The following is a 16,503-nucleotide window of genomic DNA, read 5'->3' on the forward strand; positions in this document are numbered from 1 at the left end:
CTGCATCCACTGGTCAATTCAGCCCGGAAGCTTTCCAGTCAGAACGTAGCGCAGGACTTCAACCACCTGACGTGGCTCCTCGGTGACGGCGAGGGCTGCTGCATCAACCTCTTTCAGGGCATGCTGATGATCCGGGCCATGCAGCACGATGATCGACTTGCCCAGCGCGGCCGCATATCCTGCGTCAAAGGCCGCGTTCCACTGTTTGTATTTTTCGCCGAACCGAACCACTACAATGTCTGCATCCACTATGCCCTTGCGGGTGCGGATCGCATTGACCATCGCGCCTTTGTGGTCGTGCCAATATTTGTTCGGCTCAGCGCCCAGAATTGCAACCCCGCAATCATCACTGGCATCGTGATCGGTCACCGGGCTGTTGAACGTCACATCCAACCCCTTTGATCCTTCGATGATCTGTTCGCGCCAATCGGTGTGAATTTCTCCGGACAGATAAACGTTCAAGCCCATAGCAACCTCCGCAATTGTTTCACAGGTTACTTAAACTGCGATCGGTTAAAGCCCAACGTGAAATGAACGTTTGCTGTTCAGGCATTGATCAGATTTTGCGGGCAACCAGATAGCGACGGGCATCACGAGCGGGAAAGCTATCCTGCTCGACCAGTTCAAACCCAGCCTGTTGAACCGCGTTATCCAAATCTGCCTCGGACAGAAACCGCACGAACGGAGCCTTACCCAACAGTTGCATGACCGGCAAAACCAGCCGAATGGCACGAAAACGCCAACTTGCGCCGTGCGACGGCGGGCAAAACGTCTTTGAGATGAACAACCCGCCCGGTTTTAGAACTGAGTTTATCCGCAAGAGACTGCCTTCCAGATCCTCGACCAGATGCAGCAGATTATATGCCAAGGCGACGTCAAAGGGCCCCTCTGGTGGCGTGTTTGCATCGGCCCGAACGAATGTCACGCTGGAGATATTCTGTTCGGAAGCATGTTTCCGACCCACTGCCAACATGCCGGATGAAACGTCAGTGGCTGTGATCGACCTGACAAAACCCGACAGTCGTAAAGCGCTCATGCCGGTGCCACAGCCCAGCTCCAGGACGTCATCCGTCTTCTTCAGATAAGAGGCCGAGCGCTCAAGCGTATGCTCATACGATGCCATATCCTTGATGGGTGATCGGGCGTACTTCTCAGCCACACCGTCCCAGAATTTTGCAGTAGCCGTCATGGGCGATCTCCTTTAGGCCCAAATTAATCATGCGTAGATCGAATAGGAATTGCCGAAATTTGCAGGTTTCTTATACATATTCGTATGACTTATCTTGGTGATTTCGACTGGAACCATATCCGCGCATTTCTGGCGACAGCCGAAGCGGGCTCGCTTTCTGCCGCTGCCAGGCAATTGGGTCAGACACAGCCCACGCTCAGCCGCCAGATCGCCGCGCTCGAGGCCGACTTGGGCGTGATGCTATTCGAGCGCGTTGGCCGCTCTCTGGAAATCACGCAGGCGGGGGTGGAGTTACTGGATCATACCCGGACCATGGGCGAGGCCGCCAACCGCATCGCGCTGACCGCGTCGGGACAGGCGCAGTCTATCGAGGGGCTGGTCCGCATCACCGCAAGCGACGTCATGTCGGCGTATATTCTGCCCGATCTACTGCGCGAGGTCCGGGTGCAGGCCCCGCGTCTGCGAATTGACGTGATCGCCTCGAATGACATCCGAGATCTGATGCGGCGCGAGGCAGATATCGCGATCCGCCACGTTCGCCCGGATCAGCCTGACCTGATCACCAAACTGGTTCAGGAAGCGTCGGGTCATTTCTATGCCACAACCGAATATCTGAACCGCGCAGGTCGCCCCAAAACCAAACGCGACCTGTCGCAGCACGAGTTCATCAGCTTTGGCGACACCGCTCAGATGATCACTTATCTGAAACCACTCGGCATTCATCTGAGCGAAGACAACTTCCGACTCGGCTCGCAAAACGGAATTGTCGCCTGGGAATACGCCAGGCAAGGATTTGGCGTTGCCCCCATGTCGCAAGAAGTGGGTGACGCGACACCCGGCGTCGAACGCGTTCTTCCCGGGATGGAGGCCATCATGTTCCCGGTCTGGCTGACCACCCATCGCGAGCTGCACACCAGCCGCCGAATCCGGCTGGTCTTTGATCTGCTGACCGAGTTTCTGTCCAAATGAAAAACGCGCCCAAAGGCGCGTTCAACTCGAATACTGCGTGTGATTATCCGCGCAAAACGCCACCGGTGGCCTTGGAGACCTTGGCGATGATCTTCTCGGCTACAGCCTCGATATCTTTTTCCTTCAGGGTCGCATCCGAAGGCTGCAAGCGTACGGTGATGGCCAGTGACTTCTTGCCCTCACCCACACTGCCGCCGATGAATTCGTCAAACACGCGGACGTCCTCGATCAACGCCTTGTCGGCACCGGCGGCGGCGTTCACCAGCGTCAGCGCCTCGACATCCGCATCGACGACAAAGGCAAAATCACGCTCGACCGCTTGCAGATCACGCAGTTCCAGCGCCGCACGGGTCGCACCGGATTTGCGCGGCATCGGCACCTCGTCCGGCCAGATGGTAAAGGCCATTGCGGGGCCCTTGATGTCCATCGCCTGCAAGACACGCGGGTGCAGCTCGCCAAAGACACCTAGCACCTTCTTCGGACCCAGACAGATTTTACCGTGCCGGCCCGGATGCCACCATGCATCACCGTCTCGCAGGACCTGCATTTTCGCAGGCGCGCCAATGGCGGCCAGCACAGCCTCGGCATCCGCCTTGGCATCGAACAGGTCGATCGGTCGCGAGGCACCGTGAACGTCCTTGGGGCCGTTGCGACCGACAAGCAGGCCGGTGATCTGGGTTTTCTGATCGCCGGGTTCGCCGTCATGGAAGACCGGCCCGACCTCGAACAGGGCCACATCCGCATAGCCGCGCGCCTGATTGCGGGCTGCGGCCTGCAGCAGGCCGGGCAGCAGGTCGGGGCGCATGTGGCTCATCTCGGACGAGATTGGGTTTTCCAGCTGGGTCACTTCGTCCCCACCACCGAACAGAGCAGCAGAAGCCTGGTCGATGAAGGTGTAGCTGACGCATTCATTGTACCCCAGCGCCGCGCAGGTGCGACGCGCCATCGACTGTCGTCGTTGCGTCGGCGTCATCACTGGCTTGGGGATTCCATCAGTGACGCGTGGCAGCGGTTTGCCCTGCAGCTTGGTCAGGGAAGCAATCCGCGCGACTTCTTCCACCAGATCGGCCTCACCCATGACGTCAGGGCGCCAGCTGGGAACGTGAGCCATCTCGCCTTCCAAACGGAAGCCCAAACGGGTCAGAGTCTGGCGCTGCTCGCTTTCGGGGATGTCCATGCCGACCAGAGACCGAACGCGTTCTGCATCCAGTTTGTAGGCCCGCGCGTGGGTCGGGACCTTGCCCGCCTCGACCACGTTTGACGCCTCACCACCGCAGATATCCAGGATCATCTGCGTCGCATGTTCCAACCCTTCCAGCGTGTATTCCGGATCGACACCGCGCTCGAACCGATACCGCGCGTCCGAGTTGATCTTGAGCGCGCGCCCTGTCAGCGCGATCTGCACGTGATCCCAGAACGCGCTTTCTAGGAACACATTCACTGTTTCCTCGGTACAACCGGTATTCTCACCGCCCATGATACCAGCGATGGACTCGGGACCGTTGTCGTCCGAAATCACCATCATGCCGGGCTGAAGGGTGTATTCCTTCTCGTCCAGCGCGACCAGCTTTTCTCCGCCTTTGGCGCGATGCACCCGCAGATCGCCCTGCACCTTGTCGGCATCAAACACGTGCAGCGGGCGGTTGTGGTCGAAAGTCATATAGTTGGTGATATCCACCAAAGCCGAGATCGGACGCAGACCAATCGCCTTCAGCTGATCCTGCAGCCACTGCGGGCTGGGGCCGTTTTTTACGCCCTTGATCAGACGACCGGTGAAATGTGGCGCGCCGTCCAGAGTATCCTCGTCGATGGTCACTTTAATCGGGCTTTTGAAATCGCCCGGCACCGGCACATAGTCGCGCACTTTCAGGGTACCCAAGCCGCGCGCTGCCAGATCGCGGGCAATCCCGGCCACGCCCAGCGCATCTGGTCGGTTCGGCGTGATCGCAATCTCAATCACCGGGTCGATCTTGGACGGGTCGTTCTCGGCCAGCCAGTCAACGAAGCGGTCGCCCACTTCGCCCGTCGGCAGCTCGATGATGCCGTCATGCTCGTCGGACAGCTCCAGCTCTCGCTCAGAGGCCATCATACCAAAACTTTCGACACCGCGGATTTTGCCAACGCTGATCGTCAGATCCAGACCGGGGATATACATGCCGGGCTTGCAGACCACGACCGTGATGCCTTCACGCGCATTGGGGGCACCACAGATGATCTGCAACTCACCCTCATCTGTCTGCACGTTGCAGACGCGCAGCTTGTCCGCGTCGGGGTGTTTCTCGGCGTGTTTCACGTAGCCCAGCGTAAAGTCCGCCAGCCGGTCCGCCGGGTTCACGATCTCTTCGACCTCGAGGCCGAGGTCGGTCAGCGCATCAGTGATCTCGTCAACCGATGCGTCGGTGTCCAGGTGATCCTTGAGCCAGGAAAGAGTGAATTTCATCGGTCGTCATCCGCCAGTCATCTTGGGTCAGCCCGCGTGTAACGGATATTGCGCACAGGGGAAAGAGGCAGCATGGTCCCCCGACGTTTACTCTTCTGCAACCGTGTTCGACACGCTGTCTGAACCCGCGAACACCGCCAGAATACGAGCAATGCCGTCGCCGGTATTGACCCCGAAATGAGTTGACCGAAAAGTCTCGACAAGGGCATCGCCCTCTTTATAGGTACGCGTACCGGCCTCGCCGTAATCGACTGTAATTTCCCCTTCCAGAATATAAGCCATCAAGGGCGCATCGTGGCGATGAGGTCCGGTGTTTTGGCCGGGCTGCATGGAAACAATCGCCATCGTAATCTCGGGCGTACCTGAGGGATATTCCAGCGTTTCACCTATGACCGAGGTTTGGGTCTGCAACAACACCTCGACCGGTGGATAGGTGTCACGGGCAAGTACGGGTGTGGCGGCAAGGATCAGAGCGCTCAACAACAGCGGTCTCACGACGGGATTCTCCTGTTACGTGCGACCTGCAGATGATCGCGCCTGAGCTTTGAAGTCAACGCTCAGGGATAGGTGGGCGAACGCCCCAAAAGTTCGTCCAGTTGCCGCCCGATCCAGCCATGCGGGATGAAATGCCCGCCCGGATGTGTATCCAGAACCACTTGCCCCCGAGCGCAATCGGTCCACTCCACGCGACTGAGCGTCAGGAACGGTACCACGCTCCAATTTCCGCGCGGGATGGCGGTGCCGCAATCGTACTTCTGTCGCCATAGGGCCACCGGATAGGTCGTGTCGTCATCCGGGCCAAATGGAAAATCCATCACAGCATCGCTCGTTCCATGGACATGGCGAACCTGTCGCGGCGCTTGTGGGCAGCTCTCGGTCTGGTGAATGCTGCCCGCTACAGCAAGCAGCGCCGCGACCGCGTTACCGGACTGGCAGACGTAGCGCCAAGCCATCGCACCGCCAAAAGAATAACCCGAGACATAGATACGGGTCGGGTCGATCGGATAGCGCCGACCGACATCCTCAAGAACGCGGTTGGCGAAACCAACGTCTTCAGTGTCGGGAGTCCAGAAATTCCAGCTTTTGCCCAACCCGTTGGGGGCAACCAGTAGAACGCCTCTGCGTGCGGTCGCCCCAGCTATCCGTTCGTGGTTCACGACGACGTTCCCTTGGCGCGCCCAACCGTGAAAATGCATCAGCACCGGCAAGGGTGTTTCACCATCCCACTGGTCCGGTTCAAGCACGTGATAAGAGCGATCATCCAGTTGGCAAGCAGTGTCACCCTGACAATCAGTGCGCCACGGCCCCATTGCAAAAGCTGGTGTCGCGGCCATCCAAAACAAGCAGATCAGTCTGTACATCATGTCGCGGAGCGTAACCGCCTTGCTGCCAGTGTCACGTCACATATGCGTCAAAGATTGTTCTTCACGCGGGCTGCGTTCATCACCGTAGCGACAATCCATTGTGGAATAGGTGCACTTTCGCCGGATCCGCCGATAGTTTGACCATCTGCCCGCGCAGATTTCGCTCGATTCCCGGGAGTTTGGCAATGACACTCTCGGCGCCGGGCTTGTCCGCGATATACAACAATGTCACTTCGCCCAGCGCTTCGGTGAAATCTACCTCACCTTCGAAAAACCCCGACGCGTCATCCGGCAACATATCCTCGGGGCGTACGCCTACATTGACCTGCAATCCCTGCTGATCCGGGGTAGTGGAGATCGCCGAAACGACGGCTCCTCCGGCCTCAAGCGTCACCGTCGTGGTTTGCCCGGTCTCTGAAATAACGCCGGGCAGCAGGTTCATTGCGGGCGATCCGATGAATTGCGCGACAAATTCGTTGTCCGGCGTTTCATAAAGTTCTAACGGCGTGCCGACCTGGGCGATGCCCTTGTTGGCCAAGACAACAATCCTGCTGGCCAGCGTCATGGCCTCGACCTGATCGTGGGTCACATAAATCATCGTGCTTTCTGGCATCGCCTCTTTCAATCGCGCGATTTCGATCCGTGTGGCGACACGTAGCGACGCGTCAAGGTTCGAGAGCGGCTCGTCAAAAAGATACACTTTCGGGTCCCGCACGATGGCGCGGCCGATGGCAACCCGTTGCCTCTGGCCACCGGACAGCTCCTTAGGAAGACGATCCAGAAATGGCTCCAGTTGCAGGGTCCGGGCGGCGCGATCCACAGCAGCGTCGATCTCGGCCGACGGCATCTTGGCTATCTTCAAGGCAAAGGCCATATTTTCGCGCACCGTCATATGTGGATAAAGAGCGTAGCTTTGGAACACCATCGCAATACCACGCTGCGCCGGCGGCACATCGTTCATCACCTGACCTTCGATCTCGAGCGTACCGCCCGAGATATTCTCCAACCCGGCTATCATCCGCAGCAGGGTGGATTTCCCGCAGCCCGAGGGGCCGACGAACACAATCAGTTCACCCGTTTCGATATCCAGGTTGATGTTTTTCAGAACATCGACCGGGCCATAGGTCTTGGCTACGTCCGTTAGATTAAGTTCCGACATGCCTTACCCCTTTTCCCTGACCATCAGACAGAATTGCGCGACACCCAGGGTCACAGTCCCCGCCCCTGAGACGCCGCCCAATTCCTCGCCGATGGTGCGCCAATTGCCGTCTGGCAGAGCGACGCTTTCCGTTTCTGAACCGAGGTTGAATGCGCAGAACACCTTTTCGGCGCCAGCTTCACGCAGGAAAGTCAGCACAGACCCGTTCTGCGCCATTTGTGTCTGCACACCTGACATCAGCGCCGGATACGCATGGCGCAACGCAATAGCGCGGCGGTAATGGTGCAGCATCGAGTTCGGCTCCCGCTCCATCCGATCCACTGCTCGCTCGGCCTGCTGGGCGCTGACAGGAAGCCACGGTTCGCCGGTGCTGAACCCGAGCTCCTGGTCCTGCGCAGCCCAGACCATGGGCGTACGGCACCCGTCGCGGCCTTTGAATTCAGGCCAGAATTCTATGCCATAGGGGTCCTGCAACCGCTCGAATGGCACCTGTGCTTCGGGCAGTCCAAGCTCTTCACCCTGATACAGGCAGGCCGAACCACGCAGGCACATCATCAGGACAACATGCTGACGGATCGCTTCGTCGGACAATTCCCAGCGCGAGGCATGGCGTTGAACGTCATGGTTCGAAAACGCCCAGCAAGGCCAGGCATCCCCGGCTTTCTCCTCAAGCTGATCAAAGACGTGCTTGGCATAAGTCGCAGTCAGCGCACGCTTTTCCAGAAACTCGAAGGCATAGCACATGTGCATACGCTTATCGCCGGTCGTGTACTGACCCATAATCTCAAGCCCACGCTGCGCATCCCCGATCTCACCCAGACACGCCCGACCTTCGTATTCGTCAGTCACGGCACGCAGCCGTTCCAGAAACGCAATGTTCTCGGGTTGGCTTTTCGAGAACAGGTGATCCTGATGGTTGTATGGATTGACCATCGGCGCAATGGAGGCATTGCGCTGATCCAAGGGTAGTGCAGGATTGTCGCGCAATTGGGCATCGTGGAAATAGAAATTGATCGTGTCCAAACGAAAGCCATCGACACCGAGATCCAGCCAGAACCGCGCCGCGTCAAGCAGGGCATCCTGAACGTCGGCGCAATGGAAATTCAGATCGGGCTGCGAGGCCAGAAAGTTGTGCAGGTAGTATTGCTGCCTGCGCGAATCCCATTGCCACCCCGAACCGCCAAAGATCGACAGCCAGTTATTTGGCGGCGTTCCGTCAGGTTTGGGATCGGCCCAGACATACCAGTCAGATTTAGCGTTATCCCGACTGGTACGGCTTTCGCTGAACCAAGGGTGTTGATCCGAAGTATGCGACAGCACTAAATCGATCATGACCTTCAGATCCAGTGCATGCGCCTGATCCAGCAAATCGCGGAAATCGTCCATCGTGCCAAACATCGGATCAACATCGCGGTAATCGCTGACGTCGTACCCGAAATCTTTCATCGGAGACTTGAAGAATGGCGAAATCCAGATCGCGTCGACACCCAACGAAGCGATATAGCCCAACCGGCTGGTGATCCCCTTCAGGTCGCCGATTCCATCGCCATTGCTGTCCTGAAAGCTGCGCGGATAGATCTGGTAAATCACCCCACCCCGCCACCATTCAGACGACGCCTTGGTTGCTTTGATATGATTTGTGTTGTTCTGCACGTTCATGACACGCCTTTATTTGACTGAACCGGCCAGCAGGCCGCGGACGAGGTATTTCTGCATTGCAAAAAAGACAGCCAGCGGGACGGCGATCGACACAAACGCCGCCGTGGCAAGGATTTCCCAATTGCCGCCGCGTGTACCCAAAAGCTCGACAATGCGGTTGGTCATCACGGTGGTTTCGCCGGACGCATCGATCAGGAACACTTTGGCGACCAGCAGGTCATTCCAGGTCCAAAGGAACTGAAAGATCGCGAAAGAGGCCAAGGCCGGAAAGCTGAGCGGCAGGATGAGTTTGGTGAAGATCTGGAACTCGGTCGCCCCATCGACCCGCGCGTTTTCAATCAGATCGCGCGGCAATCCGGCCATGTAATTGCGCAACAGGTAAATTGCCAACGGCATCCCAAACCCGGTATGGGCCATCCAAACACCCAAGTACCCTTTGCCAATCCCGATATTCAGGTGGAATTTCAGCAGCGGGATCAGCGCCAGTTGCAATGGAACAACCAGCAGCCCGACCACCGCTGCGATCAGCAGAGCACGGCCCGGAAAATCCATCCATGCCAACGCATAGGCCGCAAAAGCGGCGACAAGGATCGGGATGATCGTTGCCGGGATCGTTACCGTGAGTGTGTTGAAAAAGGCCTTGCCCATGCTGTCGGTACTGTCTTCGGCCAGCAGCACCTTGTGATAATTGTCGAGCGTGAATTCGGGCGGCAGTTCTGCGGTTACAAAGACCCGCGCGCCCCTGCTGCCGGTGAATTCCCCAGAATTCTCCATCCGGTAATTTCCGCTTGCATCCACGGTGATCGTCCCGCCGCGCCGCAGTTCTGCGGTCTCTCCCGGCTCAAAAGCATCCACGGCACGCGAGCTGACCCCCCATTTCGATATTGTCGCCTTGGTTCCTGCGTCAAACAGGTTGCCCTCAATGACATACATCCCGTTTTCCAGCACCTGCGTTTCTGGCGCGGCGCTGCGCAGTGTCAGGTTCTGCTCGGACGGGAACAGGGATCGCCACCACCCGCTGGTTGCGATCTGATCGGCCGTACGAAAAGATGAGATCAGCAGACCGAGGGTCGGAAAGACCCAAAGCACCACCAGTAAGACCACCGAGCCGTGGACAACCCATCTGAGCGCCGGTTTGGTTCCTGCAATATCGCTCATGCCAGTCCCCTCACTGCATTTCCTTGCGCGCATTGCGCACGTTCCAGACAAGGATCGGTGTCACCAACAGCATGATCACCATGGCCGAGGCCGACCCAACGCCCCAGTCATTGGCGCGGAATAGTTTGTCGAACATGTAATTGGCGAGGACCTGCGTTTCCCACTGGCCGTTGGTCATGGCGAAAACAATGTCAAAGACCTTGAGAACGGTGATCGTGATTGTGGTCCAGACGACCAGAATGGTTGTCTTGATCTGCGGAACTTTGATCTTGAAAAAAATCTGGAACGGGTTTGCACCGTCCAGAATGGCGGCCTCGATCGTTTCCTCGGGGATGCCCCGCAAGGCCGCGGACAGAATGACCATCGCAAAGCCAGTCTGAATCCAGACCAGAACGATCATCAGGAAAAAGCTGTTCCAATACGGTATGGTCAGCCAAGTCTGCGGCTCTGTCCCACCGAAGAAGATGTACAAAGCGTTCAGGATACCAATCTGATCCTGTTCCGCCGGACGGGTGTCATAGACGAGTTTCCAGATCACGGAAGCGCCGACAAATGATATCGCCATGGGCATGAAGATCAGCGCCTTGGCAACATTTCCCCAGCGAATGCGGTCCGTGAGCTGCGCCACCAACAGTCCGAACCCCGTCGACATCGCTGGCACCACGATCAGCCACAGCATGTTGTTGCGCATTGCTTCCCAGAATTTGGGCTCGGCTGCCATTTGCCGGTAGTTTTCCAGACCCACCCATTCATACCCACCGCCCGGCAAACGATCTGTGAGCGACAGGCGTAGTGTTTCAACCACCGGATAAGCCAGATACAGGCTGAGTGCGGCCAGAGCGGGAAAAAGAAACAACCAGGGGCGGATAATGTTCGCGCGATTGATGTTGCGGCCCGCATTCGGCCCACGCGGCGGGAACAGAATCTTGTCCAGAAACTGGTTAGAAAAGTAGAAATAGCCCACACAGCCTGACACGCCGATGGCGATGGTCAGCAGGCCTTGAAGTGCCGGATGCATGACGCTCTCCGTTGCGAAGGGAAAAAGGGCACCCCGACATTGCGGACTGCCCGGTTTCAGATGGGATCAGTCCAACGCATCCCACGAGGATTGGATTTCGTCCGCCACCTCTTGCGCGGGCTTACCGCCGGTATAGTCGACCATCCCGGTCCAGAATGTGCCTGCACCAACGCCACCGGGCATCAGGTCGGATCCATCAAACCGGAAGGTGGTCGCTCCCAACAGGATATCGTTCATCTTCTTCAGCGTCGGGTCCGAGAAAACAGAAGTATCCACACCCTTGTGAGGCGTCAGAAATCCAGTCAACGCCATCCAGGTTTCATGCGCCTCGGAGGTTTGAAGGTACTCGATCAGAGCATGCGCGCCGGGGCTGTCATTGGTGACCGCCCACAATGTGCCCGCACCCAGTACAGGACTACCGAGATCCTTGCCTTCATAGGCCGGGAAATAGAAGAAATCCGCATCCTCACCGACAACGGTGCCTTCGGGGAAGAAAGCCGGAATGAATGAGGCCTGACGGTGCAGGTAACATTGTGGCGGCGAGCTGAACATGCCTTTGGGGCTGTCGCGGAAATCGGTGGTTGCAACCGCACCTGCACCGCCCGCGACATAGTCGTCGTTGCGGGCAAAGGCACCGAATTCTTCGATCGCGGCAACGACTTTTGGATCGTTGAACTTCATCTCGTTCGCGACCCAAGCGTCATAGTCCTCGGGTGACTGGGTGCGCAGCATCATATCTTCGACCCAGTCGGTCGCGGGCCAGCCAGTCGCGCCGCCAGACCCCAACCCGATGCACCACGGGGTTTCGCCGTCGGCCACAATCTGATCGGTCAGCGCCTTGAGCTCTTCCATCGTTGTCGGCACTTCATAACCGGCATCTTCAAAGTTCTCTGGAACAAACCACACCAGCGATTTCACATCGACCTTGTAGAAGAAACCATACAGATGGTCCTGCCCATCCGCCCCCGGGAAGGTGCCCAGATCAACCCAGGACTGCCCGGCAGCATAATTGTCGCGAATCCAGTCTGCGGTACCGTCCCCCAAAGCTGTCAGGAAACCGGATTTCGCCATGTCTGCGGCAAGACCGGGCTGAGGAAACACTGCAACGTTCGGTGCCGAACCGGCCTCGGCATCGATCCGTATCTGCTGTTCGAAACTGTCCGAGCCGACATAGGCGTACTCATGCCCGGTAGCGGCGGAAAATCCGTCCAGCACCTTTTCGACATTTTCCTGATCCGGCCCCAACCACGGACCAAACACGGTGACCTTGTCAGCCTGAGCCGCGCCCGCCATCAGGGCGAACGTGGCCGCGCCTGCGTAAAGCGAGTGTTTCATGAATTCTCCTCCCAACGTTGACTTGTGCACCTGAGACTCAATTTTTCAAAGCGCTTTGGATAGACGACTTTATCCGCTAACATTCAGCATCTGTCAATGATGTGTTTTCCACTCCCCTTATTATTAACGCTATCATCGAATAATTCAAAACGGGTTGACGGAAGGCGAATTTACGCACAAAACAAAACACAATTGAAATTTGAAGGCGCTTTGAAGTCTATGAACCTTAAACAGCTCTCGGAAATCCTCGGTCTTTCGCAGACGACGGTCAGCCGCGCCCTGAACGGCTATCCCGAGGTCAACGAGAAGACACGCATTCGGGTTCAGGCTGCGGCAGAGAAACATGGATACCGTCCGAATAGTCGCGCTAAGGGGTTGGCAACTGGAAGGTCAATGGTCATCGGGCACGTGATTCCCAGCTCATCGCGTCACGAGATGGTAAACCCGATCTTCGGCGATTTCGTTGCAGGTGCAGCAAAGAAATATGCCGATTTCGGCTATGACATGATGTTCACCCATGCCGCAGATACCTCGGTCGAAGAGGCATATCAAAGTCTGTTCAAACGGGGCGCGGTGGACGGGATCGTCCTGCAAGGCCCGAAAGTGGATGAGCCGCGGATACCGGTTCTGTCAAAAATGGGCGTTCCGTTCATCGTACACGGCAGATCGACCAGCGCGACCGAGCCCTACGACTGGATAGACGTGAACAACCAACGTTCCTTCGAACGCGCAACTCGGTTTCTGATCGATCTTGGCCACCAGCGCATCGCCCTGATCAATGGGCTTGAGGATATGGATTTCGCCCAGCGGCGGCGCAATGGTTACATGGCTGCGCTGGCGGCCTCCGGATTGACGCTTGACCCCCAACTGCTGCGCAGCGCCGAAATGACCGAAGTTTACGGCCATAAGGCAACCTGCGAATTGTTGCAGATGGAAAGTCCACCCACGGCAATACTGGCCTCGTCCATAATTTCTGCCGTAGGCGTTCGCAGGGCGCTGGATGAGAACGGGCTGCGTATGGGCCATGACATTTCTGTCATCGCCCATGACGACGATCTATCCTACATGAAGAATGGACAGGATGTGCCGATCTTCACCGCCACGCGGTCTTCTGTCAGGCACGCCGGAGAACTGGCCGCCGAAATGCTGATTGAACGGATCAACGCCCCCAACGACCCCCCCAAAAAGCGCTTGCTTGAGGCCGAACTGGTCGTCGGCAGCTCGACCGGCCCTGCCCTGCAAAGGTCCTGACATGAAACACACACGCCAAGATTTTCCGAACGATTTTCTGTTCGGCGTCGCAACCTCGGCCTATCAGATCGAAGGGCACGCACAGGGTGGTGCAGGGTCGACCCATTGGGACAGCTTTGCTGCGACACCGGGTAACGTGGTTCGGTCCGAAAATGGCGATATGGCCTGCGATCACTATAATCGCTTTAAACAGGATTTCGACCTGATCCAGGATGCAGGGTTTGACTGCTATCGCTTTTCCACAAGCTGGGCGCGTGTTCTTCCCGAGGGGCGCGGACAGGTTAATCAGGACGGTCTGGGTTATTACGACCGCTTGACGGATGCGTTGCTCGAACGCGGTATTCGCCCCTGCGCAACGCTTTACCACTGGGAACTGCCGTCACCCTTGGCCGATCTAGGGGGGTGGCGAAATCGGGACATCGCCGGGTGGTTTGCCGATTTCACCGAAATCATCATGGGTCGGATCGGCGACCGGATGTACAGCGTCGCGCCAATCAACGAGCCCTGGTGCGTCAGCTGGCTCAGCCATTTCGAAGGACAGCACGCGCCCGGCTTGCGGGATGTCCGCGCCACGGCGCGCGCCATGCACCACGTACTGCTGGCCCATGGTCGGGCCATCGAAACGATGCGGGGATTGGGGATGGGCAACCTGGGCGCCGTATTCAATCTGGAATGGGCTGAGCCAGCGGATGACAGCGACGCTGCACGGCGCGCGGCGGACCGTTATGACGGGATCTACAACCGGTTCTTTCTGGGTGGTGTTTTCAACAAGTCCTACCCCCAAATTGTTCTGGATGGGCTCGAAGCGCATTTGCCTTACCGCTGGCAGGATGACTTCGACACAATAGGAGCGCCGGTCGATTGGTGCGGATTGAACTACTACACTCGCAAGCTGATCGCCCCCGACAACAGCGCATGGCCGAGCCTGAAAGAGGTTCCAGGCCCCCTTCCCAAAACCCAGATGGGATGGGAGATCGACCCCGCAGCGCTGTCACGTTTTTTGATCAGGACCGCCCGCGAGTATACTGCGGACTTGCCGATCTATGTGACCGAAAATGGCATGGCGAGCAGCGAACGTAGCCAGGATGAAGACCGCATAGAATACCTCGACCGCCACTTGGCCCAAGTTCATCACGCTGTAAACGAAGGAGTTCCGGTCAACGGGTACTTTGTCTGGTCGCTGTTGGATAATTACGAATGGGCCTTGGGATATGAAAAACGGTTCGGGCTTGTCGATGTGGATTTTGCCACACTCAAGAGAACGCCGAAGGCCTCCTATTACGCGCTGAAAAATGCTCTGCTCAAGGGATAAAGTGCTCATTCCGGGTTACTCGTGCGCCGGCATCCAAAGGTTCATTGGTACTCGCGGTATTTTCGCGACCCTAGATTTTGATCCTCAAGTATCGCGCCCAAACACTCAGCTTGCAGCGTCCAACTGCCTCACCAGCGCTGGAAGATCGGCCACGGTATCAATCACGTAGTCCGCGCCCGCCTCCTTCAGGATTTTTGTTGCGTGGATGCGCAGCGCATCGACTTCGGCTTCCGGCAAGGCCGCCAGTTCTTCTGGCGTTTTGCCAACGGCATTTCCGGACAGAGACACGCCTACGGTAAGACATCCCGCTGCGACGCCTTCCTTGATGCCGGGCTCCGTGTCGTCCACCTTTATGATTGCTTGAGGCGGATAGGCCACCAAATCGACCATGCATTTGTACATGCCAAGTGGTCCGGGCCGACCCTCAGGCAGATCGTCCGAACAGACCAGGTTGTCCGGCTCATATCCTTGCTTAGCCGCGACCGGAACGACATTTTCCATGATCGACCGCGTGTAACCCGTGGTCGATCCGATTTTCAGACCCATCGCACGTAGCTCGTCCACTGCATCTTTGGCGCCCGGAACAAGATCCGCATAATCAGCGGCGACCTTTTCATTCATCGGAACAAAAACCTCATAGACCTTGTCCACATCCGCAACCGTAGGCCGGTTGCCGTACTTGGTCTCCCACTGGGCAGCGATCTCTTCCGTATCCATCATGCTTCGGATGTGATCCCATTTCGGAGCACCCATCGGCGCGCGCGCCTGCTCGATGGTCGCAATGATACCGAATTCAGCAAAGGCTTTCACAAATACACCCATTGGCGCAAAAGACCCAAAATCAACAATCGTACCGGCCCAGTCGAATACGGCCGCTTTGAATTTGCTCATCTTCTTCTCCTTGGATCAGGCCGGTTCGGCTCGCTTGTCTTTGAGGTCAGAGGGGATGGGGCTGCGCTATCGACGCCCATTTTCTTTAGTACGTCTCGGGTAACATCGACAACAGCCTACATGACGGCTGCATGAACCTGTCCGATATGGCCACCGCGGAAGCTGTCCGGCTTGTTCAGCTTTCCCGGATAATTGAGAATGAGGTTGGCCGTTTGGTCCTGATCCGGCAAGCCGGGGTCCAGCACGTTGGCAATGCTGTACGATTGGACCGGGCCGTCAGTGTCGTAATACGGAACAAGATCGATATTCGTGTCCGAGGCTATCTAGGGGGTCAGATGCAACGCTTACGATGTTTGCTGGATACGAACCGCAGGTATTCCTAAATGCGCTGCGGAAAGGTCGCACGCAATATTAGCCGAAGCCGACGTTCGGCGTGAGGTTTTCAAGGTCTGCTTTGTGTCATGAGCGGACATCGACTGGTTAAGTATCGGCTTGAAGGTGTGGCTGGCCGAGCGAGCGACGAGCTGCATGAGCTGCTGGACCGTGTTGTCGTTTCCTATGATCAAGACGCCAAAAACCATGTCCTGGACATGCAGAGCAATCTGATCGCCATGCTCAAAAAAGCAAAGCCCGCCGATGAGGCGGGCGTTGATTCCGACGACAGTTAGTCTGACGCTGGTTGCGGGAGTAGGATTTGAACCTACGACCTTCAGGTTATGAGCCTGACGAGCTACCGGGCTGCTCCATCCCGCGACACT

The 16,503-nt window shown here is 57.4% G+C and carries 14 protein-coding genes and 1 tRNA gene; 3 read left to right on the plus strand and 12 right to left on the minus strand.

Going from position 1 to position 16,503, the window contains the following annotated elements:
* Positions 1-18 precede the first annotated feature (18 nt).
* The gene (locus AC2TDA_RS19165) at positions 19-468 is read right to left on the minus strand and encodes a YtoQ family protein (RefSeq protein ID WP_480848749.1); all 450 of its coding nucleotides are present in this window, start codon (positions 466-468) and stop codon (positions 19-21) included.
* An 88-nt stretch (positions 469-556) separates the two neighbouring features.
* Positions 557-1,189, minus strand: a complete 633-nt coding sequence (locus AC2TDA_RS19170; protein ID WP_480880341.1) for a class I SAM-dependent methyltransferase — start codon at positions 1,187-1,189, stop codon at positions 557-559.
* 84 nt (positions 1,190-1,273) lie between these two features.
* Here AC2TDA_RS19170 and AC2TDA_RS19175 point away from each other — a divergent pair, with 84 nt between their 5' ends.
* Positions 1,274-2,158, plus strand: coding sequence for a LysR family transcriptional regulator (locus tag AC2TDA_RS19175; protein ID WP_480880342.1), 885 nt, complete (start codon positions 1,274-1,276; stop codon positions 2,156-2,158).
* 43 nt (positions 2,159-2,201) lie between these two features.
* Here the strand turns inward: AC2TDA_RS19175 and pheT are convergent, their stop codons facing one another.
* The 8 genes from pheT to AC2TDA_RS19215 all read right to left on the minus strand — a co-directional run bounded on the left by pheT (position 2,202) and on the right by AC2TDA_RS19215 (position 12,291).
* Positions 2,202-4,598, minus strand: coding sequence for a phenylalanine--tRNA ligase subunit beta (pheT, locus tag AC2TDA_RS19180; protein ID WP_480880343.1), 2,397 nt, complete (start codon positions 4,596-4,598; stop codon positions 2,202-2,204).
* 87 nt (positions 4,599-4,685) lie between these two features.
* Positions 4,686-5,093, minus strand: a complete 408-nt coding sequence (locus AC2TDA_RS19185) for a cupin domain-containing protein (protein WP_480880344.1) — start codon at positions 5,091-5,093, stop codon at positions 4,686-4,688.
* Between the two features lie 62 nt (positions 5,094-5,155).
* Positions 5,156-5,962, minus strand: coding sequence for a CE1 family esterase (locus AC2TDA_RS19190; RefSeq protein ID WP_480880345.1), 807 nt, complete (start codon positions 5,960-5,962; stop codon positions 5,156-5,158).
* Positions 5,963-6,041: 79 nt separating this feature from the next.
* Positions 6,042-7,121: an ABC transporter ATP-binding protein gene (locus tag AC2TDA_RS19195; protein ID WP_480880347.1), complete on the minus strand. Its 1,080-nt coding sequence runs from the start codon at positions 7,119-7,121 to the stop codon at positions 6,042-6,044.
* Positions 7,122-7,124: 3 nt separating this feature from the next.
* Positions 7,125-8,780: an alpha-glucosidase gene (locus AC2TDA_RS19200; RefSeq protein WP_480880348.1), complete on the minus strand. Its 1,656-nt coding sequence runs from the start codon at positions 8,778-8,780 to the stop codon at positions 7,125-7,127.
* Between the two features lie 9 nt (positions 8,781-8,789).
* Complete coding sequence (locus AC2TDA_RS19205; RefSeq protein ID WP_480880350.1) at positions 8,790-9,938, minus strand: carbohydrate ABC transporter permease; 1,149 nt, start codon at positions 9,936-9,938, stop codon at positions 8,790-8,792.
* 10 nt (positions 9,939-9,948) lie between these two features.
* A complete protein-coding gene (locus AC2TDA_RS19210) occupies positions 9,949-10,956 on the minus strand; it encodes a carbohydrate ABC transporter permease (protein WP_480848736.1) in 1,008 nt (335 codons plus the stop codon).
* Between the two features lie 66 nt (positions 10,957-11,022).
* On the minus strand, positions 11,023-12,291 hold the full coding sequence (locus AC2TDA_RS19215; protein WP_480880351.1) for an ABC transporter substrate-binding protein: 1,269 nt from the start codon (positions 12,289-12,291) through the stop codon (positions 11,023-11,025).
* 219 nt (positions 12,292-12,510) lie between these two features.
* Here AC2TDA_RS19215 and AC2TDA_RS19220 point away from each other — a divergent pair, with 219 nt between their 5' ends.
* Positions 12,511-13,542 (plus strand): LacI family DNA-binding transcriptional regulator, encoded by a 1,032-nt coding sequence (locus tag AC2TDA_RS19220; protein WP_480880352.1) that lies wholly within the window; start codon positions 12,511-12,513, stop codon positions 13,540-13,542.
* Between the two features lies 1 nt (position 13,543).
* Positions 13,544-14,854 (plus strand): GH1 family beta-glucosidase, encoded by a 1,311-nt coding sequence (locus AC2TDA_RS19225; RefSeq protein WP_480880353.1) that lies wholly within the window; start codon positions 13,544-13,546, stop codon positions 14,852-14,854.
* 105 nt (positions 14,855-14,959) lie between these two features.
* Here AC2TDA_RS19225 and phnX read toward each other — a convergent pair whose 3' ends face one another.
* A complete protein-coding gene (gene phnX, locus AC2TDA_RS19230; RefSeq protein WP_480880354.1) occupies positions 14,960-15,745 on the minus strand; it encodes a phosphonoacetaldehyde hydrolase in 786 nt (261 codons plus the stop codon).
* 676 nt (positions 15,746-16,421) lie between these two features.
* Positions 16,422-16,498 (minus strand) — tRNA-Met (locus AC2TDA_RS19235).
* Between the last annotated feature and the right edge of the window lie 5 nt (positions 16,499-16,503).

This window comes from Ruegeria sp. HKCCD6426 (genome assembly GCF_057221115.1).